At 47.2% G+C, this 21370-nt stretch carries 18 protein-coding genes; 9 read left to right on the top strand and 9 right to left on the bottom strand.

Annotated elements, in window-relative coordinates:
- Positions 1–2: 2 nt before the first annotated feature.
- The 7 genes from AAA942_RS06390 to AAA942_RS06360 all read left to right on the top strand — a co-directional run bounded on the left by AAA942_RS06390 (position 3) and on the right by AAA942_RS06360 (position 9922).
- On the top strand, positions 3–1196 hold the full coding sequence (locus AAA942_RS06390; protein WP_338219411.1) for an efflux RND transporter periplasmic adaptor subunit: 1194 nt from the start codon (positions 3–5) through the stop codon (positions 1194–1196).
- A 23-nt stretch (positions 1197–1219) separates the two neighbouring features.
- Positions 1220–4387, top strand: a complete 3168-nt coding sequence (locus tag AAA942_RS06385) for an efflux RND transporter permease subunit (protein WP_338219410.1) — start codon at positions 1220–1222, stop codon at positions 4385–4387.
- Positions 4384–5823 (top strand): TolC family protein, encoded by a 1440-nt coding sequence (locus AAA942_RS06380; RefSeq protein WP_338219409.1) that lies wholly within the window; start codon positions 4384–4386, stop codon positions 5821–5823. Before AAA942_RS06385 ends, AAA942_RS06380 begins: the two co-directional genes overlap by 4 nt.
- A 141-nt stretch (positions 5824–5964) precedes the next feature.
- On the top strand, positions 5965–6546 hold the full coding sequence (locus AAA942_RS06375; RefSeq protein ID WP_338219408.1) for an RNA polymerase sigma-70 factor: 582 nt from the start codon (positions 5965–5967) through the stop codon (positions 6544–6546).
- Entirely contained in the window at positions 6543–7511 is a 969-nt protein-coding gene (locus tag AAA942_RS06370) for a FecR family protein (RefSeq protein ID WP_338219407.1), read from the top strand. Before AAA942_RS06375 ends, AAA942_RS06370 begins: the two co-directional genes overlap by 4 nt.
- A complete protein-coding gene (locus AAA942_RS06365) occupies positions 7468–9138 on the top strand; it encodes a hypothetical protein (protein ID WP_338219406.1) in 1671 nt (556 codons plus the stop codon). The genes AAA942_RS06370 and AAA942_RS06365 overlap by 44 nt, the downstream gene beginning before the upstream one ends.
- A 166-nt stretch (positions 9139–9304) precedes the next feature.
- The gene (locus AAA942_RS06360) at positions 9305–9922 is read left to right on the top strand and encodes a hypothetical protein (RefSeq protein WP_338219405.1); all 618 of its coding nucleotides are present in this window, start codon (positions 9305–9307) and stop codon (positions 9920–9922) included.
- Positions 9923–9991: 69 nt separating this feature from the next.
- Here the strand turns inward: AAA942_RS06360 and AAA942_RS06355 are convergent, their stop codons facing one another.
- The 5 genes from AAA942_RS06355 to AAA942_RS06335 all read right to left on the bottom strand — a co-directional run bounded on the left by AAA942_RS06355 (position 9992) and on the right by AAA942_RS06335 (position 14409).
- A complete protein-coding gene (locus AAA942_RS06355; protein ID WP_338219404.1) occupies positions 9992–10414 on the bottom strand; it encodes a nuclear transport factor 2 family protein in 423 nt (140 codons plus the stop codon).
- A gap of 26 nt (positions 10415–10440) precedes the next feature.
- Positions 10441–10794: a hypothetical protein gene (locus AAA942_RS06350; RefSeq protein WP_338219403.1), complete on the bottom strand. Its 354-nt coding sequence runs from the start codon at positions 10792–10794 to the stop codon at positions 10441–10443.
- Between the two features lie 75 nt (positions 10795–10869).
- On the bottom strand, positions 10870–11409 hold the full coding sequence (locus tag AAA942_RS06345; protein WP_338219401.1) for a methylated-DNA--[protein]-cysteine S-methyltransferase: 540 nt from the start codon (positions 11407–11409) through the stop codon (positions 10870–10872).
- Positions 11410–11474: 65 nt separating this feature from the next.
- A complete protein-coding gene (locus tag AAA942_RS06340; protein WP_338219400.1) occupies positions 11475–12926 on the bottom strand; it encodes an aldo/keto reductase in 1452 nt (483 codons plus the stop codon).
- Between the two features lies 1 nt (position 12927).
- Positions 12928–14409 (bottom strand): APC family permease, encoded by a 1482-nt coding sequence (locus AAA942_RS06335; RefSeq protein ID WP_338219399.1) that lies wholly within the window; start codon positions 14407–14409, stop codon positions 12928–12930.
- 171 nt (positions 14410–14580) lie between these two features.
- Between AAA942_RS06335 and pta the strand changes: the two genes are divergently transcribed.
- Together pta and AAA942_RS06325 are read left to right on the top strand one after the other, a co-directional pair.
- On the top strand, positions 14581–16671 hold the full coding sequence (gene pta, locus AAA942_RS06330; RefSeq protein WP_338219398.1) for a phosphate acetyltransferase: 2091 nt from the start codon (positions 14581–14583) through the stop codon (positions 16669–16671).
- A gap of 147 nt (positions 16672–16818) precedes the next feature.
- Positions 16819–18015, top strand: a complete 1197-nt coding sequence (locus AAA942_RS06325; protein ID WP_338219397.1) for an acetate/propionate family kinase — start codon at positions 16819–16821, stop codon at positions 18013–18015.
- A gap of 186 nt (positions 18016–18201) precedes the next feature.
- On the opposite strand, the gene AAA942_RS06320 is transcribed toward AAA942_RS06325, so the two are convergent.
- From AAA942_RS06320 to AAA942_RS06305, 4 genes are all read right to left on the bottom strand, one after another.
- A complete protein-coding gene (locus AAA942_RS06320; RefSeq protein ID WP_338219396.1) occupies positions 18202–18630 on the bottom strand; it encodes a transposase in 429 nt (142 codons plus the stop codon).
- Between the two features lie 453 nt (positions 18631–19083).
- Entirely contained in the window at positions 19084–19662 is a 579-nt protein-coding gene (locus AAA942_RS06315) for a YdeI/OmpD-associated family protein (RefSeq protein ID WP_338219395.1), read from the bottom strand.
- An 85-nt stretch (positions 19663–19747) separates the two neighbouring features.
- Positions 19748–20290, bottom strand: a complete 543-nt coding sequence (locus AAA942_RS06310; RefSeq protein ID WP_338219394.1) for a hypothetical protein — start codon at positions 20288–20290, stop codon at positions 19748–19750.
- Positions 20291–20584: 294 nt separating this feature from the next.
- A complete protein-coding gene (locus AAA942_RS06305) occupies positions 20585–21268 on the bottom strand; it encodes a fibrobacter succinogenes major paralogous domain-containing protein (RefSeq protein WP_338219393.1) in 684 nt (227 codons plus the stop codon).
- Positions 21269–21370 lie beyond the last annotated feature (102 nt).

The following is a 21370-nucleotide window of genomic DNA, read 5'->3' as shown; positions in this document are numbered from 1 at the left end:
CCATGAAAACTGAAAAAATATCAGTGTTTTCTGCCATGAAAACATTTGCCAGTTCTTCCTTGCTAATAGTTTCGTTTTTAGTCTTGGGATCTGGAATGATTATCTCCTGTACGGAGGGAAATTCAAAAAATAACAAAGAAACTGAGGCCGTCAGCGTTCCGGTTCTGGAGCTGCAGCCACGAGCTGTGGAAGTACCACAGACGTACATTGCCGATATTCAGGCGGTTCAGTTTGTCGAAGTCCGCTCAAAAGTGGAAGGCTTTGTGGATCAAATCTTTGTAGACGAGGGGCAGTTTGTCTCCAAAGGCCAAAAGCTCTTCCAGCTTTCCTCGGCTGAGTACAATGAAATGGTCAACTCCGCCCGGGCAGGTTTGGCCCGTGCCAAAGCAGAACAAACTGCTGCAAAAGTAGAGATGGAGCGCTTGCAGATTTTGGTCGACAAAAAGATCATTTCTACCTCTGAGTTGGAGCTTGCCAAATCCAAAAAGGCCGTGGCTGATTCTCAGATTGCTGAGGCGGAGTCATTACTCAAGGCAGCACAGACGGGACTTTCTTATACCACAGTGAAAGCTCCCTTTGACGGAATTGTAGACCGGATACCTCACAAAATCGGAAGTTTGGTCACTGAAAACGATCTTCTTACCTCAATAACGGACGTTTCTTCTGTTTTTGCCTATTACAAAGTGAACGAAAACGAGTACCTCAACTTTATGAGGAGCAAGATCGAAAGTGGAAATGTGGATACTTTTTCAGAGCAATTGACCTTGATTTTGTCTGATGGGGAGAAGTATCCTGAAAAAGGAAAGCTTGAAACCACAGAAGGGGATATCGAATCAGGAACTGGCTCGATTGGCTTCCGGGTTCGTTTTCCCAATCCGGACAACCTTCTCAAGCATGGAGCTTCCGGAAAGATTGAGATGCTTTCCAAAATGGAAGATGTCTTCCTGATCCCTCAAAAATCAACTTTTGAGATCCAGGATTTTACTTATGTCTATGTGGTAGACAAGGAAAATACGGTGAAGGTGAGAAGCTTCAAGCCGATTCAGCGATACGATATTTATTACATCGCCGATGGATTTGAGCCGGGGGATCGGATAGTATTCGAAGGAATTCAGCAGGTCAAAGACGGTTCCAAAGTAGTCCCAGAGGCAATAGCAGCTGCTGACGCTTACCAAAATCTGTTGAGTGCCCGTTGATCTGAAGCTAAATTCTCCACGACATGTTTGAGCTATTTATCAGGAGGCCGATACTCTCCACGGTCATCTCTGTGTTTATCACACTCTTGGGTATCTTGGCGCTGACTTCCCTGCCCATTACCCAATTTCCGGATATTGTACCACCTGCAGTGACTGTAACTGCGAGGTATACCGGCGCCAATGCAGAGGTGTTGGCAAAAGCTGTAGCCACTCCACTTGAGCGGGCCATCAATGGGGTACCCGGGATGGAATACATCACTTCAGTCAATACCAATGACGGGATTACCCTGATCAATATTGTGTTCAAAGTAGGCACAGACCCCGATCAGGCTGCGGTAAACGTCCAAAACCGAGTCGCCACCGTCCTTGATGAACTACCCGAAGAGGTAATCCGAGCTGGTGTGCAAACTGAAAAGGAGGTCAACTCCATGCTGCTCTACCTCAATCTGACTACTTCGGATACCACTCAGGACGAGAAGTTTGTCTACAACTTTGCCGATATCAATATCCTTCCCGAACTCAAGCGAATTGATGGAGTGGGCAGGGCTGAGATTATGGGGATGAAAGATTATGCAATGCGGGTTTGGCTGAAGCCGGACCGATTGGCTGCCTACGACCTTTCTCCTCAGGATGTAACTGAAGCCATCCGTGCCCAAAACGTAGAGGCTGCCCCAGGAAAATCAGGGATTTCGTCTGATCGTGACCCTCAAGCATTGCAGTACGTCTTAAAGTACACCGGAAAATTCAATTTAGAGTCTGATTATGAAAACATCACCCTGAAAGCCCTTCCTGACGGGTCTTTGCTTAAGCTCAAGGACATAGCCGATATTCAGTTTGATGCCTTGGAATACTCTATGGTGTCGATGACCGATGGAAAACCTTCCGCCTCTATCATGATCAAGCAGCGGCCCGGCTCCAATGCAAGAGATGTGATTTCCAATATCAAGGCCAAAATGACCGAGCTGCAGGGTTCCTCCTTCCCGCCGGGAATGACCTTCAATGTGTCTTATGACGTCAGTCGATTCTTGGATGCCTCAATTTTCGAAGTATTGAAAACCCTAGTGGAGGCTTTTCTGCTAGTTTTCATTGTGGTTTTCATATTTCTCCAGGATTTCCGATCTACCCTTATTCCGGCGATCGCAGTGCCGGTATCCTTGGTTGGAACGCTTTTCTTCATGCAGCTTTTTGGCTTTTCCATCAATTTGCTGACCCTATTCGCACTGGTTTTGGCGATTGGGATTGTAGTGGACAATGCCATCGTGGTGGTGGAAGCTGTCCATGTGAAAATGCATGACCTCAAAATCAACGCCTTCGATGCGACGATTGCTGCGATGAAAGAAATCGGAGGTGCTATCGTAGCAATTACTCTTGTGATGTCCGCGGTGTTTATCCCGGTGAGTTTCCTGTCCGGTCCTGTGGGAATTTTCTATCGACAGTTTTCCCTGACCTTGGCTATTGCTATTGTCATTTCGGGGATCAATGCCTTGACCCTTTCACCTGCTCTTTGTGCCATGATGCTCAAACCCATGCATCATGCCGGGGAAGGAAAAGAAAGCTGGTTGCAGAAGTTTTTCAATGGCTTCAATGCCCGCTATGAGGCTTTGGCAGGGAAATATGCCACCGTGGTAAAAGGAATTGCCAACAGAAAAGTGGTCACTTACGGTTCGTTGCTTTTGTTTTTCGTGCTTACTTATGGCATGTTGGTTATCACTCCGACAGGTTTTATTCCAAACGAGGATCAGGGAATGATTTATGTCAACGTGACCACTCCTCCGGGAGCCACCGTGGACCGAACTTCCGAAATTATGGATCAGGTGCAGGCAGCCATGCTTCCCTTGGAAGAGGTAGAGACCGTCTCCACCTTGGCGGGATATTCCCTTCTTACTGAAACAGCCGGAGCCTCCTACGGGATGGGGATGATCAACCTCGCTTCTTGGGGTGATCGGGAGAAAAATGTCAATGAGCTGATTGCCGATTACACAGAACGAACTTCCCATATCAAAGGGGCAGATATTCAGTTTTTGGCGCCTCCTCCCGTGCCGGGCTTTGGAAATGCTTCTGGTTTTGAACTTCGGCTACAGGACAAGTCAGGGGGTACTTTGGATAACATGGCCTTGGTCAATGAGGAGTTTATCGCAGCGCTAAATGAACGTCCGGAAATCTTCGGAGCATTTACCAACTTTGACCCCACGTTCCCTCAGTTTTTACTGACTGTGGATCATGACAAGGCCGCCAAACTGGGCGTATCGGTGGACAACGCCATGGAGACTTTGCAGAGCTATATCGGCTCCTATTACGCTTCGAACTTCATCCGGTATGGACAGATGTATAAGGTGATGATTCAAGCCTCTCCTGAATATCGGACCTCTCCCGAATCGCTTTTGGACATGTATGCCAAAAACAAAGAAGGCGAAATGGTGCCTTATTCCAACTTCGTCAGTTTGGAGCGGGTGTACGGTCCTGAGCAGCTGACAAGATACAATATGTTCAACTCCGCTTTGATCTCCGGGGATGCTGCTCCGGGCTTTTCCTCCGGGGATGCTATCAAAGCAGTAGAAGAAGTAGCCTTGGAGACTTTGCCCAGAGGGTTTGATATCGATTGGTCGGGAATCACCCGGGAGCAGATAGCATCAGGAAATCAGGCGGTGTACATCTTCCTGATCTGTTTGGTATTTGTGTATTTGTTGCTTTCTGCCCAATACGAGAGCTATATGTTGCCTTTGCCGGTGATTCTTTCCCTTCCAGCGGGGATCTTTGGTTCCTACTTCTTTCTCAACTTGGTAGGCTTACAAAATGACATCTATGCTCAGGTTTCCTTGGTGATGTTGATCGGTTTGCTGGGAAAAAATGCCATCCTGATTATTGAAATCGCCATTCAAAACCGGGCCAAAGGATTATCCATTTTGCAAAGTGCAATCAATGGAGGAGTGGAGCGTCTCCGTCCGATCTTGATGACTTCATTTGCCTTCATCTGTGGCTTGATTCCCCTGACCTTAGCCTCCGGTGCAGGTGCGATCGGAAACCGAACCATCGGTACTGCTGCAGCAGGAGGTATGCTGATCGGCACCTTGGTAGGAGTCTTTCTGATTCCGGGATTGTATGTGGTCTTTGAGACCATCGATACCCGACTCAAGGAAAAGAAAGCCAAAAGACTCCAAATCACCACCCAAAGCCAAGAAGTACACGCATGAAAAAGTTATTGATTTTGAGCTTCCTGGGATTGCTGGCATTCTCAGGTTGCAAATCATTGAATGTAACTCATCCTGAATCTGATCTTCAGTTACCAAATCAATTTTCTGAGGAAGAAGCAGATTCTACTGCCACCTTAGCACAAATCGCCTGGCAAAATTACTTTGCCGATCCCCGACTAAGAGGATTGATTGGCAGCGCTCTGGCCAACAATCAGGATAATCTCATCACCCTGCAGCGGATCAAAGCAGCCCGAGCATCGATGATGAGGGCCAAGGCAGGCCTCCTGCCGGAAATCTCCGGAAGAGCAGGAGCAGCCCAGCGCAAGTTTGGTGACTTCACCATGGACGGGGTGGGTAATTTCGATACCAATCTCTCTGAAGATCTGACCGAGGATCAGCTGATTCCTGATCCCTACAAGGATTTCATAATCGGGGCCAATTTTGAATGGGAAATCGATGTATGGGGAAAGCTGAGAAATCGCAAAAAGGCAGCGGCTGCCCGCTACCTGGCCTCTGAGGAGTTTTCCAGAAGCGTCCAAACCTGGTTGATTTCCGAAGTAGCTTCTACTTATTATCAGCTGCTGGCTCTGGATGCCGAGATCGGTATTCTCAATGAAAATATCCGCCTACAGGAACTGGCGCTTCAGCTGATTGTGGAGCTTAAGGAAGGTGGCCGAGCCAATCAGCTTGCTATCGATCAATTCGAAGCCTTGGTGCTCAACTCCAAGTCCCAGCTGGAAGCCAAACTCCGAGAGCAGCAGTCCGCCGAATACGAAATGACCCGCCTGGTGGGTTCTATTGATATTCCTCTTGAGCGGATCGAGCTGGACAGCGCAGTGGAGCGGCCGAGAATACTGGAAGTAGGATTGCCTGCCCAGCTTTTGCAATACAGACCAGATGTCCGGGAAGCCGAATTTAGCCTACAGGCGACCAAGTTTGATGTGAATGCTGCCAAGGCAGCTTTCTATCCTTCTATCACCCTGTTTGGTATGGCGGGATTCAATGCTTTTGAGTTTTCCAAACTCTTCTTCAGCCCGGCATCTACTGTATACCAGTTTGGAGCAGGTTTGACCGCACCCATTTTCAACCGAAGAGTGATCAAAACCGAATTTGAACTGGCAAAAACCGATCAGCAGATTGCCCTGCTCGAATACGAAAAACGTACCCTCAACGCCTATCTGGAAGTCCTCGATCTGGTCAATCAGATTCAAACCTATGACAATCAACTCAAGCTGAAGCAATATGAGGTATCAGTATTGGAGCGCTCCGTGGAAAACTCCAATACCCTGTTTTCTGTAGGCTATGCCAACTATCTGGAGGTAATCAATGCGCAGAGTCGAGCTTTGGAATCTGCCATCGAACTGGCCGAACTCAAAGCTTCCCGACTGCAGTCCCACGTGCAGCTGTACCGGGCCTTGGGTGGGGGATGGAATTAAACAAAGGGGGGATTTTCCCCCTTTTTTTTTGCCATGCTGTAAAAAAGTCTTTTTCCAAATAGGGGTAAGGCCTCCCTCGATTGTCTTTTCTCCAAAAAAGAAACCAAAAAGCCTATCTTGCAGGGATTGTTTTTTGAACCCATGCAAATCACGGACAAGGAGGTTTTTTTTCAGATTCAGTCAGGCCAAATCCCTGCTTTCGAGATGCTGTTCAGAACTCATTACCCTTCTTTATGCCGATTTGCAGGCACTTATCTCAAGGACCCCGATTGGGCAGAGGAGGTGGTTCAGGCTGCATTTATAGGTATTTGGGAGAAAAAAGCAGAAATCCATATCGACTCTTCCCTCAAGGCTTATCTCTATCGGGCGGTACGCAACTCCTGCCTGAACGAACTCAAACATGAGCGGGTCAAGCAAGCTTATCAGGCCAAACAGCTGGCCATGGATGAATCCTTTTCCTCTCCTGCAGATCATCTGGCTTTGGAAGGTGAATTGGAAAGGAAAATTCATCAGGCCATCGAAAAGCTTCCCGAGCAATGCCGACTGATTTTCACGATGAGCCGGTTTGAAGAGCTTAAGTACCAGGAAATTGCCGATCAGTTGAGCATTTCTATCAAGACCGTTGAAAATCAGATGGGTAAAGCTCTAAGGTTGATGCGTGAATATCTCAAGGACTACTTACCCCTGATTGCACTACTGATGAACCGATTTTTAGAACCATGAATTTCCCAGAGCAAGTCATAGAGGAGCTGATCAGTAAATATCTGGTCGGGGAAGCCACAGACAGCGAGGTGGTTAAGCTGATGGATTGGGCTGGGATTTCTCCGGAAAACCAAAAATACCTGGATGATGCGCAGGTAATCTTCGAAAAAGCCCAGCTTTCTGAGGAGACCTCCCTGGATGTAGATGCAGCTTGGGAAAAAGTGAGGAAAAAAATTAGCAGGGATCCTGGAAGAACCCGCTCTTTGATTTTCCCTTGGGGGGTTGCAGCAGGCTTGATTTTGGTATTCGCCTTGGCCTATGTGTTTTACCAGAATCTTCCTTCCCAGGAATTTACTTTCGTAAGTGAAAGAGAAAATCTTACCGAAATCCTGCCCGATCAGACGGAATTGGCTCTGAAGCAGGGGACAGAAGTGAAGGTAGATTACAATGAGCGAAAAAAGACGGGATTGATCCAACTGGAAGGGGAGGCGCTGGTATCTATCCCCGATACCAAAAAAGTTAAGTGGTTGGTGGAAGTGGGTGAATTGAGAATTTTGGATATAGGTACTGTGTTCCACGTCAGGGGATATGCCGATGCTGAGACCGTGGAGGTTTCCGTACAGGAAGGAGAAGTGAGATTTTTCCTCACGGACCAGGAAGGAATCGACTTGAGTGCCGGTGAAAAAGGGGTTTTTGACAAAAAGACCCAAAAATTCACCAAGGAATCAGCCAATCCGAATGTGGCAGCATTCCGAAGCAGGCAATTCTTTTTCAATGAAAGTTCCTTGGAGCAAGTGGTGGAAGATTTGTCTGCCGGCTTTGGGAAAACGATTCTATTGGCTCCCAACTTATCTGATTGCAGGCTGACTGTCACCTTCGAAAATGAGGATTTGGAGACCATCCTTGGGATCATCTCCGAAACCTTGTCTCTCGAGGTGGTGAATGAATCAGATCAAATTCTTATTCGAGGTGAAGGCTGTCAATAGTTGTTTTTGTGGCTTCAGTCGCTTGCTGTTTGTTCTTTTGGCAGCTTGGCTGGTTTCTTTTGCAAGTCAGGCTCAGGAAGTTCCCTTTTTGGAAAAGAAGCTGACGGTGTCCTTTGATCAGGAGCCGGTAGAGTCAGTATTGAAAAAGCTGGAACAGGAAGCGGCTTGCAGGTTTTCTTACAGTCCATCTGTCCTAGAGGTCAAGCGGAATTTCTCGGGAAATTTTGAAGATCGCCCCCTTCGGGAGGTTTTGGAGACTGTTTTCAGTGGGGAGGTGCAGTTCAAGACCAAGGGGAATTATGTCATCCTTACCCCAAAACCAAAAAAAGAGGAAGTGGTCATCAGTGGCTATGTGGTCGATGAAAAAGGGCAGGGAATCCGAAATGCCACTATTTATGACCCGATCACACTAAAGTCTTCCACTACGGATCAGTTTGGGTATTTCGAGCTGGAAGTGAAAAATCCTGCGGAGGAAAACTTTCAGCTGATTGTGAACAAGAAGAATTACTCCGACACCTTATTGATGGAGCGGAAATCTGCTTTTCAAAAAATCCGGCTGAAGGCCGAGGAAATTGATTGGCAGAAATTGGGGAAAAGCGTATCAGAGTCAGCCAAGGAGGTTTGGTTTTGGACAAAAGACTCCAAAGGGGTTCGGAATTCCCAAAATTTGGACTCCACGCTCAGTCGCAAAGTTCAGTTTACTTTGGTTCCATTTGTCGGCAGCAACAAGAAAATCTCCGGGGCTGTTGTCAATGATTTTTCATTCAATCTAATCGGAGGCTATTCTGGAGGAACCCGAGTGGCAGAACTGGGAGGGGTTTTCAATATCGATCGGGGTGAGGTCAGTTGGGTTCAGCTTGCGGGGCTTTACAATCAAGTGGGAGGTCAGACCCGGGGAATTCAGTTGTCAGGATTGGTAAATATGGGTTTGGATTCAGTCAAGGCTTTTCAAGGAGCTGGCTTGATCAATTTGACTACAGAATCGCTTCAGGGAGTGCAGGCAGCCGGATTTATTAATTACGCCCATCAGGATGTCCAAGGAGTGCAGATGAGTGCTTTTCTGAATCGGGGGAGAAAGGTTTCCGGTTTGCAACTCGGGTTGGTCAACGTGGCAGACAGCCTCTCGGGAGTCTCTTTGGGTTTGATCAATTGGGTGAGAAATGGCTACCGAACTTTGGAATTTGGTGCAAATGAGATGTTGCCCTTGAATTTGGCTTTTCGCTCGGGAACCAGGAGATTTTATTCCATGCTTCAGGCAGGATTCAGACCCGAGAGTTTGGATACACCTACCTGGTCTTTTGGGTATGGGATTGGCACGTCTCCTATGCTGGGGAAAAATTCTTTCTTGAATCTGGAACTAAGTGCAGACCAAATATCCAATGGCTCTGTCCAGGCCCTGAATCTGGTTTCCAAAGCTTATGCAGGAATTGAGTTTCAACTCCAGAAGAACTTTGGGCTTTTTGCCGGACCTACTCTTAATTGGAGGCGGTATGATACCGGATTTTCCGGCCACCCAGAGCTTTTTTCCTACACCGATCCCTCTATTTTTTATGAATCTGAAAATGTAGGAAGAGGCCTAGCATCCCAACTTTGGATGGGGTTTAGGGCCGGTTTCCGTTTTTTCTGATCAGTAGAAAAGCTCTCTCTTTATGAATTTCCTTCATTTCGAATTTTTTTTCACCCAAGCGTAGGGGTAAAATCCTTTCCGATTGTCCTTTACCTGAAAACTAAACCAGAGACAGTCAGATCAGTCCTCTAAATGGGCTGGTCGGCTGTCCCAAAAATCAAATACGATGAAAAAAATATTCATTCTTGTAGCCTTCTTTGCTTCTGTGCAATTGGCTTTTGCCCAAAGGGCGGATTCTTTTCGGTTTCAAATGGATTTAGGTGCTGCTGCTCCAGGTGGAGGTGGAATCGGAGCTTTGGTCAATTTGGAGCCCCAGATTTTGGTGAAAAACAACCTGGCCTTAGGGATGCGATTTGCGGCAGTAGGTATGGTCAAAGACGTCACCTACTATGAGATTCCTGATGATTACGAGGGAGAGCTCAGCGCCAATTTCTCTTTTTCGGCTACGGCCAACTATTATTTCAACAAGGGGAATTCCCGAATTGCTCCTTACGTAGGGGGTGGATTTGGGTACTACACGATCAGCAACCTGGATATAGAAGGCAATAACTCGGATTGGGAAGAGCTCCAGGAACTGAGAGCTTCCTTTGCCTGGGCTCCTATGGTTCGGGCAGGGGTAGAATTGGGTAAGTTCCGGTTGGGATTGGAATACAACTTTGTTCCAAAAAGCGACCTGCAAAACTTTGACGGAGATATCGTCGGGGAGGCTACCAATCAATACTTTGGCTTTACCTTAGGCTATTTCGTCTGGGGAGGGAAGTGGGGTAGAAATGCCTGGCATTGATCGAAAATTCTAAGCATATCAGCTCAAGAAAAGATCCCGGATGGCGACAGCTTTCCGGGATTCTACATTTTAAGGCTTTCGAAAGGATTGTCGGGCCAGGAGCTTCCATTTTCCATCCTCTATGACCCACACCATCATCAGTCCCAGATTTAGCGTGTTTAGGTTTCCATTGGATAGAATTTCCCCAATCACTTCATGTCTCACAATGGCTAGTTCTTTGCCATAAAACCGGACTTCCAGCCCTGTCATATCCCAGCGCTGGTAGTCCACATTTTTGGAGGCGAATTCAGCGAGAAATTGTTCCTGATTTTCTATTGTCCCGGCTGAGTGGCCGTAACTCAGGTCTTTTGAGGTGAGTTCTGCAAGAGTTTCGGCATCCTCAGCCAGCATGGCCTGACGCATTCTTTCTACGGCTGTGAGGACTTCAGCCTGAGATTGAGCAAAAGCCAAATGACTTCCTAAACTCAGGCAAAGAATTATTAAATATCTCATCGGATCTTGATTTTGTGACTATGGAGTTATTTTCTTTTTCCCAGAAATGATCCCGTGGCCATACCTGCCAAGTCCACCGAGCCCTTGATTTCCTGTGCGGTCGCCGTGCCGTCGTAGGTGATTTTATTGCCTTGGATAGCAAACTCCAAGTGAAGTACATCACCCTTGAGTGTTCCTGTGACCGGGGCATCTCCTAGGCTTCCGGTGTAGGTTCCGGTAATGTTTTCCCCCGTCTGTTTCAATACAAAAGTCGGGGTGCCACTGCCCATATCCGTATTCACATCCACCACCCAAGTGCCGGTTAGGTCAATTTTTTCCTGAGCTTGAAGGGTACCCGTACCCAAAACTAGAATAAAGAGGAAGAAAAGAAGATTTTTCATAGATGTCATTTTTAGGTTAATCGTTGAAACCACAAAAAAGATAGCAAAAAAGAAGAAGCGTTGGATACTTCTGAGCTAAAACAGCGGGATTTGGTTTTTGGCTGAGCTTGCTTTTACTCCTTCCAAAAGCAGCAGTTTTTTCTTGGCCTCAAGCCCTCCGGCGTAGCCGACCAAGCTCCCGTCCGAACCGATGATACGATGACAGGGGATAATGATGGAAATGGCATTGGCTCCATTGGCGGAGGCTACTGCCCTAATGGCATCAGGATTGCCAAGCTGCTGACTGAGTTCCAGATAGGAGGCGGTTTGTCCAAAAGGAATCTCAAGCAGGGCCTGCCAAACTTGTTTTTGGAAAGGGGTTCCAACCAGCAGGAGAGGCAGGTCAAAGATTTTCCTTTTGCCATCAAAGTATTCCTGAAGCTGAAGTTTGGTCTGGGAAAAAACCGGGGAGTCCTCCTCGATGAATTCTGCATTCAGCCCGGCTTGAATCCGTGAATCAATGGATTTTCGCATTTTCCTGTACTTCCAATCACAGAGGCAAAGCTGATTTTCGAAAGCCCCAAGAATCAGGTCCCCAAAGGGAGTTTTGAAGGTTTGGGTGTGGATTTTTTTCATCTTGAGGAAAGGAAATGCTTTGCTGCTAGTTAGGGTATTTTGTCGGTAAAATCCCGAACTTTCGCTTATTCTACGACAGCTTCCGCCTCAATTTCTACCAAATACTCATCTCCGATCAAATCTGCCCTGACCATGGTATTGGCAGGTTGGATTTCTCCAAAGCGCTTGCCATGAGCTCGTGAAATCGGTTCCCATTGATCCACATTTCGGATAAAAATCCGGGTGCGGACCACATCTTCCATTTTTCCTCCGAGAGAGAGGATAGCTCCTTCGATTTTGTCCAAAATGAAATGGGTTTGCGAAGCGGGATCAGTTCCGCCGATCACTTTGGAACCATGCGTAGCGGTGGTGCCGGACACTAAAATCCGGTTTCCTTTTCGTATGGCCCGACTGAATCCTGCGATATCCTCCCAGATCGTTCCGCTAAGGGCTTTGGTCCTTCCATCCGAACCTGCTTTGGTGGGGTAGGGGGCTGGAAAACTGTCCAGATGATGACTCAAGTCTCCAGATGCAGTCAGAAAAGGTGGTTTTCGGTACTCATCTCCACAGTCACCGGGGATTTTATGGGGTTCGGATAAGGCATTTTGGATAGAAGCCTCCTCTTTTTCACTTAGGGAAAAAGAGAACAGTTGCCGGTTTTCTTCCAGATGTTGACTTTGCCCCAGCCTTGCGCCGATAATTACTCCACCAACTGCAGGGCGGGTCATGATAAAATGACTTGCCAAGGTAGAAATGCTGACTCCATGGTTTTGGGCAATGGGTTGGAGTACTCGGAGCAGGTTTTGAAACTTCTCCCAACCTCCTGCTGCGTCAATGTAGCGCTTGTACTTCATCTGTGACCAAGTCAGCGCGTCATTCAGCTGAGGTTCAGGTTTTTCCAGCCATTTTTCAGAAAGAAATCCTCCCGCCAAAGTTCCAAATGCCAGGAGCTTGACCCCATGCCTTTGGCAAAGCTCCGTCATTTCACCAGTGGCTCTTTGATCCAAAAGAGAATAGCAAACCTGATTGGAAACGATCTCTATGCCGGAATGGAGAACCATATTGAGATGGGCGCTATCGAAATTAGTCAAGCCCAAGTGTCCGATCAGCCCTTCTTCTTTCAGTTCCTGCAACCAAAATAAGGCATCCAGCCAGCTGGGGTGTGCATATTGCCAAGCATGGAATTGCATCAAGTCGATTCGCTCGGTTTGCATGCGGGAGAGGGCAGTCTGGACCGCCTCGCGAACTTGGGCTTTGGTCAGATTGCCCGGAGAAGGCACCCATTTGGTGAAATGTTGGGCCAAATCTTGTCCGTAAGTTTTCCGGAAAACTCCCGAAATCTCCTCTGCCGAACCGTAATGGTCTGCCATGTCAAAGGTATGAAAACCTTCATCCACATAGGATTTCATGGCTTGGGCGGCTGGTATGGGGTCTACTTTTTTGCCATCCCGCTCCATATCGGCAATCTGCCAGAGGCCGATTAAAGCTCGGGAAATCGTCAGTCCGGGAGCGAGTTGGATTGTTGTTGAAATTGACATCTTATTCAGGAGGTAATTGAGAGAATTGATTTTTGAGTGCTGGATTTTGGGAGAATTTGGTTTTCCATCGGAAAATAAAATAAAGGGAGGCCAGCCCCATCACGAGCAGCCAAATCCAGGTGGAGTGAAAATACCATTCCGAGAGCGGACTTTGCAAATCTTTCGTCACGTGGATGATCAAAAACCCGCTCAGGAAAATTACCCCGGCAAAACCCACCAAACGCTGAAGGAATTGGCTTTTCAACACGATAATCCGCTTGTACAGGGTGGGATTTACTTTAGGGAAAAGCAGCAAAGAAAGGCACATTAGGAGGAAATTGACCAGCATGGAAGTGACCATGATGTCGATCCCCAGAAAGAAATCCCCTGCAAAATGACTCCCCAAAATCCCCAAAGTAGAAACCATCCCACTGAGCAAAATCGCCAAATAGGGACTTTGGTATTTCGGATGAACTCTGGAAAGCCGGGATGGGAAAATCCCGTCCTCAGCCCAGGAGAAAACCAATCGGGAAACGGAAAGGATCATAGCCGGAAGGTCATTCAGAAGCGCAATAGCAGCTCCCAGAAGGATCAAAACCCCCAAACTGGATGGTAAAACATAGCTCAGCAATCCAGCTGCTGTCAGGTCTTTTTTCAGCGATTCTTCAGCCACAAACTGCCAAGGCACGGTGTGGTACACGGCATAAGTAAAGGCAAAATAGAATAAGCCTACCCCAAAAATGGCCAATCCAATCGCTCGGGGAAGGTTTTTCTCCGGATTTTTCGCTTCTCCTCCCGCCTGAGCAATGGCATCAAAGCCGATAAAGCTGGAGAAAAGCAGGGCTGCTGCCGAGAGGAAGGTTTTCCAATCGAAGTTACCGGAATAGAGTTCTTGGGTTTGCTGGTCTTTTTCCTGAAGGGCCAAAAGAAAATCTCCTTGATTGTAAAGTAAACCGCAGATAATCACAACCCCACCCAGCCCAAACATGAGCAACATCAGCGGAATCAAGGTTTTTTCATAAAACTTCACCCCCAAAATATTGATGCCCACAAAGGCCCAAAGTAAAGCAAGAGAGAGTAATACCCTTACGCTGCCTATTTCCAGAAAATCTGCCACATCGGTCCATTCCAAAGCTTGAGCCACATCCCTGAAAAAGGGAACTACCACATAGGCAATCACTCCGATCACGATGGAGAGTCCAAACCACTGGGAAAAGCTAGCCGCAAATCCAAAATAGGGATGGATTGCCCGACTGGCGTAAAGGTAAGATCCTCCCGCCCGGGGCATGGCTGAAGCCAAAATGGTGTAGGCCAAGGCGGCAAACACCGCCGGAATGGCAGCAAACAGGAAAGCAGGAAGAACGTAGGGGCCGATTCCCGGGACATTGCGCTGGATCATAAAAGGCACCACATAGATTGATGCCCCGATCATGGAGCAGATTCCTGTGGCTGCCAAGCCCAAAAGCCCGAGTTGGCGGGATAGGTGAGGGGGTGCTTGATTCATCTTTGGCTAAAATGGAAAGAAGCAGGAAACCCTGCAACTAGGGCTTGGAAATTTGCAGTCTTTTCGGAATTAATTCGGATATTTTTCCTTTCGGAAACTGACTTTGATCAGTCTTTTCGGGGGAAGTTTTCCGGACTTTTGTAAGCATAGAGTTCCCAATCAGCTTTTATCATGACCAACGCAGTTTACCTTACTACCACGGAGCCATTTTCAGGAAAATCCATCTTTGCCCTGGGCTTGGTTAATCTTTTGGCTTCCAAAACCGACAAAATCGCCTATTTCAAGCCCATCATCACCGTTCAGAAGGATCATCGGGATCGGCGACTCGAGCTGATCAAGCAGCATTTTAATCTGGCATTGCCCTACGAGGACATGTTTGCTTTTACCATCGAAAGGGCATTTAAAGAAATCAACCGAAAGAATGAAGCAGCCCTGATCGATACCATAATCGATAAATTCCAGCGTATCAGGGAAAGCTCGGACTTTGTCGTGGTGGAAGGGACAGATTTTGCAGGGATCGCGACCAATCTGGAGTTTGACGGGAATGTATCGGTAGCCAAAAACCTGGGGATTCCCGCGGTAATCATCGTCAACTGTGCCCACAAGACTGTGATGCAGATCGTCGAGCAGGCCATCGCCACGGTCAATTCCTTCCTTGCCGAAGGGGTGCAGGTGCTGACTTTGGTAGCCAATAAAGTAGAACGCGGAAAAGAAGAAGAGATAAAAGCCCGATTACAGGAGGTTTTGTCCAGAGATATTCTGATCAGCACCATTCCTTCCCATATGGAGCTGAGCAATCCTACCATGGAGGAAATCAGGGATTCCATGGGTGCCAAGGTGATTTTGGGTGAAAAGCTCCTGACCAACCGGGTGGACCATACCATCGTGGGTGCCATGCAGCTGAGAAATTTCCTTCAGCGGGTGGAAAACAATACGCTGGTGATCACTCCGGGCGATCGGGGAGATATCATCATTGGAGCTTTGCAGGCCAATATTTCCAAGAATTTCGGGAAAATTTCCGGGCTGATTCTTTCCGGAGGCATGCTTCCCGAGGATTCCATTGTGCAGTTGATCGAAGGTCTGGAGACAGTGGTGCCTATTCTACAAGTGGAAGAAGCCACCTTCGAAGTGGTCACCGAGGTGAGTAATATCAAGGCAAGAATTGCTGCCGAGGACAAGGAAAAAATCGCCATTGCCATTCGGCTTTTCGAAGATGCCATAGATGAAAAGGCGCTTACCGAAAAGCTGATTGGTTTCCATTCGGAGGTGCTTACACCGAGAATGTTCCAATACCAGTTGGTCAAGCGGGCCAAATCCTCCATCAAGCATATTGTCTTGCCGGAAGGCGAGGACGACCGCATCCTAATGGCAGCAGATCAGTTGATCAAGCAGGGTGTGGTCAAATTGACCCTTTTGGGCAATCGGGAGTCCATCGAATTGGGGATCAAAAGGCTCAATTTGTCGTTGGACCTGAATTCCATCGAGATTGAAAGCCCTCTAGCTTCTGATCGGTACGAGACCTATGCTCAGACCCTTTTCGAACTGAGGAAAAACAAAGGAATCACGCTGGAGATGGCTCGGGATCTGATGCAGGATGTGTCTTATTTTGGGACTATGATGGTCTTCCGGGGAGATGCAGACGGTATGGTTTCCGGTGCTGTGCATACCACCCAGCATACCATCCGCCCTGCATTGCAGTTTGTGAAGACCAAGCCGGGAGTGAATACGGTATCCTCGGTCTTTTTCATGTGTCTGCCCAATCGGGTTTCGGTATTTGGAGACTGTGCAGTCGTACCCAATCCGACTTCCGAGCAATTGGCAGACATTGCCATTTCCTCCGCAGAATCAGCGGTGATGTTTGGTATAGAACCCAAAATCGCCATGCTTTCCTATTCCTCCGGGACCTCAGGAGAAGGAGAAGAAGTGGAAAAAGTCCGAAAAGCGACCGACTTGGTCAAACTCAGAAGACCGGATCTGAAAATCGAAGGACCGATCCAATACGACGCGGCTGTGGATCCTGTGGTAGGCAGGCAAAAGCTGCCCAATTCCGAGGTGGCCGGTCAGGCGAGTGTGCTGATTTTTCCCGATCTGAATACCGGAAACAATACCTACAAAGCCGTGCAGCGGGAAACGGGTGCCATCGCCATCGGCCCGATGCTGCAGGGCTTGAATAAGCCTGTCAATGATCTAAGCCGTGGCTGTACCGTGGTGGATGTGTTCAATACTGTGGTGATTACGGCGATACAAGCGCAAGAGCAATGAGCAATGAGCAATTATCAAAAACCAATTACCAATTTTCAAGGGAAGTTCAATTGATAATTGAGCTTGAAAATTGAAAATTGATAATTCTGCAAAATCTTCCGTCTCCGGTCTTCTGTCTCCGGTCTTCCGTCTTCCCTCTTTCAAAAAATGAACATCTTCGTCATCAATTCCGGCTCAAGCTCGATCAAGTACCAACTCTTTTCCATGCCCGAGGCAAAGGTCTTGTGTTCCGGTTTGGTGGATCGGATCGGGCTGGATGGCTCCAAAGTGGAGCATAAGTCCTTTATGGCACAAGGAGAAGTGAAAAAAGTACTGGAAATACCAGTTCCCAATCATTCGGTGGGGCTTCAAAACGTAGCCCAACTCCTGACCGATAAGGAAGTAGGCGTGATTTCCGATCCTTCGGAGGTGGAAGTGGTAGGCCATCGGGTGGTGCATGGGGGAGAAAAGTTTGCTTCGACTCAGGTGATTACCCCCGAGATCAAGGCCAAAATCAAGTCCCTTTTCCCTTTGGCTCCCTTGCACAATCCGGCCAACTACCTGGGAATCGAAGTGGCGGAAACGATCTTTCCTCAGGCCAGACAGATTGCCGTGTTTGACACGGCTTTCCATCAAAGTATGCCCGCTGTGGCCTTTCGCATGGCCATTCCCAATGAATTGTATGAAAAAGAAGGGATTCGGGCCTATGGATTTCATGGGACGAGCCACAAGTATGTGTCGGAAAGGGCGATGGAGCTCTTGGGGAAAAAGTCAAGCAAACTCATTACCATTCACCTTGGAAACGGCTGCAGCATGGCGGCGATTCAGGATGGGAAATGCGTGGATACCAGCATGGGTTTGGGTCCGATGAATGGGCTGATTATGGGCACTCGTGCCGGGGATATCGATCAATCCGTGATTTTTTACCTGGTCAATGAACTGGGCTATACCCTTGATGAGGTCAATACTTTGCTCAACAAGAAGAGTGGCATGCTGGGACTGACGGGCTACAGCGATATGCGGGATATCGGCAAGCTGTATCATCAGGGGCAACCCGAAGCCATCTTAGCCTATCAGTTGTATGCCTATCGGATCAAAAAATATATCGGTTCCTTTGCAGCCGCGATGAATGGACTGGATGCGATTGTTTTTACCGGAGGAGTGGGAGAAAATGACCAGCTCACCCGAACCTTGGTCTGCGGAAAGATGGATTTTATGGGCATTAGGCTGGATTCAGAAAAGAACAAACTACCCAATTCCGGCCCTCGCGCTATCCAAAGCGAGACTTCAGCCGTTCAAATTCTGGTGATACCTACCAATGAAGAGTTGGAGATTGCAAAGCAGTGTTTTGTGGTGAAGGATTGAAGACAGTTGATTAAAGACCGATGACTGAAGTCCGATGTCCGAAGTAGAACAAGCTCCAACGGAGCGTTTTATTTCAGCCAAGGGTGCAACCAAGCTCAGCACAAGTGTCCGATGTCTGGAACTGAGCGTAGTTTGCAACTACGCTCTTCTATCCTCACCAATTTTTAATTGGGAAAAAAGTTTAAATCACCAGTAATCCACTTCAATCAATCCATTTAGTCCGGCATAATTTCTGGCACTGGAATACAGGTGATCTTCGGCCTTTTCAACCCAACCTGCCCTTACTGGATTCTGATGAATGTAGGTCATCCTACTTTCAATCATTTCGGGGTGAGATAATTCAATAGCATGATTGTCATGTGTCCAAAACTGCAAATCGCCTGATCGCTTATTAAATTTAGCATGATACTCAAAAATCATCCTTAACCATTCTCTCCTGCTTTCTTGAGGATTTTCTAAAATCAATTTTAATAACTTTTTGCTTGTAAACTTTTTGAAATCCCTTATCCAATCCGAAAGCTTACCGTCTCTTTGTTGAACAACCAAATGAATATGATTGCTCATGATCACATAACCACATAACCATATAAGGACAATCCCTTGTCTGATCTGCAAAAAGAAAGGTTCTCCAAAATCAAATCACGATATTCTTTTCTGGTAAAAACATCAGCCCAGCCCACTACCTGAAAAGTGAGGAAATAGGGCATTTCCTGATCTCTTATTTGGTAAGCTTCTCCCATGAATGAAATTTTCTAATTGAAGCAAATTACAAATTTGTAGGTATAGAAAGGCGTAGTTGCAAACTACGCCTAGTCCTAGACCGATGCTTCGACCTTTCGGTAAACTCAGGGAGAACTAGCTCCAACGGAGCGTCCTATATCAGACAAGGGTTCAACCCTTGGATAAAGGTTCAACCCCAAAATCACCCCTCGCTGGCGTAGAATTTTCGATTTGGAAAAGGATGCCGATCGCCAGCGAAACGGAGAAGGTAAAATCATTTTTAAACCATTGAGGAAGTTTAGGATATTAAGGTGCCTTTGCCCCGGTTAGGCCAAACGGTAAAAATCCTCAACTCCCTTTCAATTTCTCTCCTCGCCCAGACAACTCGGCAAGCTGTTGAATTCTTGCCTTTCTGGTCTTTTCGGTCTTGGCGAGCTTGAGCCAACGGAGCACAAATCGCTTGCTCGAATCATTGATCCCATGGAAAAAATCACTTGCTCCGGGGATTTGGTCTAATCCATCCTGCAGATCCCTCGGCACCTCCAGCCGATCCACATCGTCCATAAAATCCCAAAGACCGACTTGCTTCGAATAGTCAATAGAACCAAAGCCGGCTTCGTGCATCCTGCCCTCAGCGATCAACTTGGCCGCCCGATCTTTGTAGGTTTGTGCCCAATGCTGCACTCTCCGGGGAGAAATCAGCTGCATGGTCCGTCGATCGTCCAGCTTCCTACGAATCCCATCGATCCAGCCAAAGCAGATCAACTCATCCAGAACAGCTTCTCGGGAGAGGTACTTTTCGGGAACAGCCTTCAGATAAGTGACCAACCAAACCGATTCCTTTTGTTGGTGATTTTGCTCCAGCCAAGTGCGCAATTCGGAGGAGGAAGTGACTTCCACTTTCTGGAAATTATCGGTTGGGATCATGGACAGGACTTAATTGCTTGGATAACCTATTCCCTTGAGGGAGTGTTTGAGAAGGGGATTTTTGAAAGTAGCTAGGGACAATGCTTTAGTCGGAGTTCGTATTGTAAGCGATTTTAAAAATCCTATACACAACCACACTCAATACTGAGCCAATTAGAATGAATACAATATCGATCAGATCAAAAGTGTTTCTACTGGAAATATGAAGTGTCTGGGATAGTTCATGCAGGATTAAAGTGGAAAAGCTGTAGATAAAACCACGGGTAAAATATTTTTGGAAATCAGCCTCCTTCAATCTCTCTGATGAAAAAGGGAATAAATCGGTATTTCTGAGATAAAGCCTGACTTTACTGGGTAAGAAATGATGTAAGTAAAATCCAATGAAAGGAAACCCGATTGCTATCAAAAAACTCGGTAATCCTCCTAAGACTATTTGATATACACCGTCAAAATTCTGTAGCTGATTCCAACGCCAATCGATAAAAAGCCCTTCAGTCAATGCGATGATTGGAAAGACCACACTTATCCATTTGAATTCCTTTTTTACAAGAATCCAAATCGTGGTAGCGACATATACGGAATAGATGAGGATTCCAAAAAAGGTAATTCTAAATAAATCCGTTTCCATACGCAGCCTGATTATTTAAAAAGTGAAAACAAGGTTTTTGGGCTTGGTGTTTGGGCGGATTAAGGAGTAGAAAACCCTGTCCCCAATATTATTGGTAAACCCTATTCAGAGGGGGTCGATTAGGGGCTGAGCGTATCCCGTACAACTGTCGGGATACATCTTGTCCTAATTGGATATACTAATCCTAGCTGGGAGTATTACAAATTCTTAATAATAGAAAGGCGTAGTTACAAACTACGCCTAGTCCCGGATACGCCTAGTCACAAGAAAAATCAAAAAAGCCGGAAATCTCCTCTAATCCTTTACACACCGAACCGAATATCCATCCGAGAATGAACTCTCAAAGCTGGAAAACAGGCGATCATCTTTAAAGCTCAGACTTACGATCCAGACCGACTCGGTGCGGGTATCCGCGGTACTGCTCCACCAATAGCCGAAATTTCCTCCTGCCACAAAGCCTTCGTTTAGTTTGAGTAGGGAAAGCTCCCGAAATCCCCCCGGCATAGCCGAAAAGCCACTGGAATTGGTTCCGTTGCCCTGATCGTTCCAGCCGAACTCTTGCTTTAGGAATTTTCCTGCCACGTCCTTTCCTCCCAAGCTGACCATCAAATCCAGCCAATCTGCCTGAGAGGGGATTCGCCAACCCTCAGGAGCGAGTCCTCGGGGATCGGAAACCGCAAAGTAGTTGTAGAGCTTGCCGTAGGAGGCGCCATTTTCTTCCTTGTTTTCAAAATAGCACCAAGCAGGTTGTCTTTTTCGGGCAGCTTGAGCCCATTCTTGGTAGGATCGGGCTTGAGGGATGGAGTCTCCGTTTCGGAAGGTGTGGACATTCAGGTTTTCTCCCATCCATAGCTGATGGCCAATGATGACCTCCGGGATGATTTCCTGAGCAAAAATCCGCTTAGAAATCGGCGCAAAGGTCAACAATACTAGCAGCAGGTATTTTCCGGAAAGAGTTGGGAAGGATATCAGATTCATCAGTTCGAATGGCTATGCTGAATTCTTGATCCAAAATAAACCCTCAATTCCCGATCAGTCTATAAGTCCTTTGCCGTATTTGTTTTTTGGGGTACTACGCCA

It is taken from the genome of Algoriphagus sp. oki45 (assembly GCF_036245605.1).
Taxonomy (GTDB): Bacteria; Bacteroidota; Bacteroidia; order Cytophagales; family Cyclobacteriaceae; genus Algoriphagus.
Note: the sequence above shows the minus strand (reverse complement) of the source record. Positions and strands in the feature narration are given on the sequence as shown.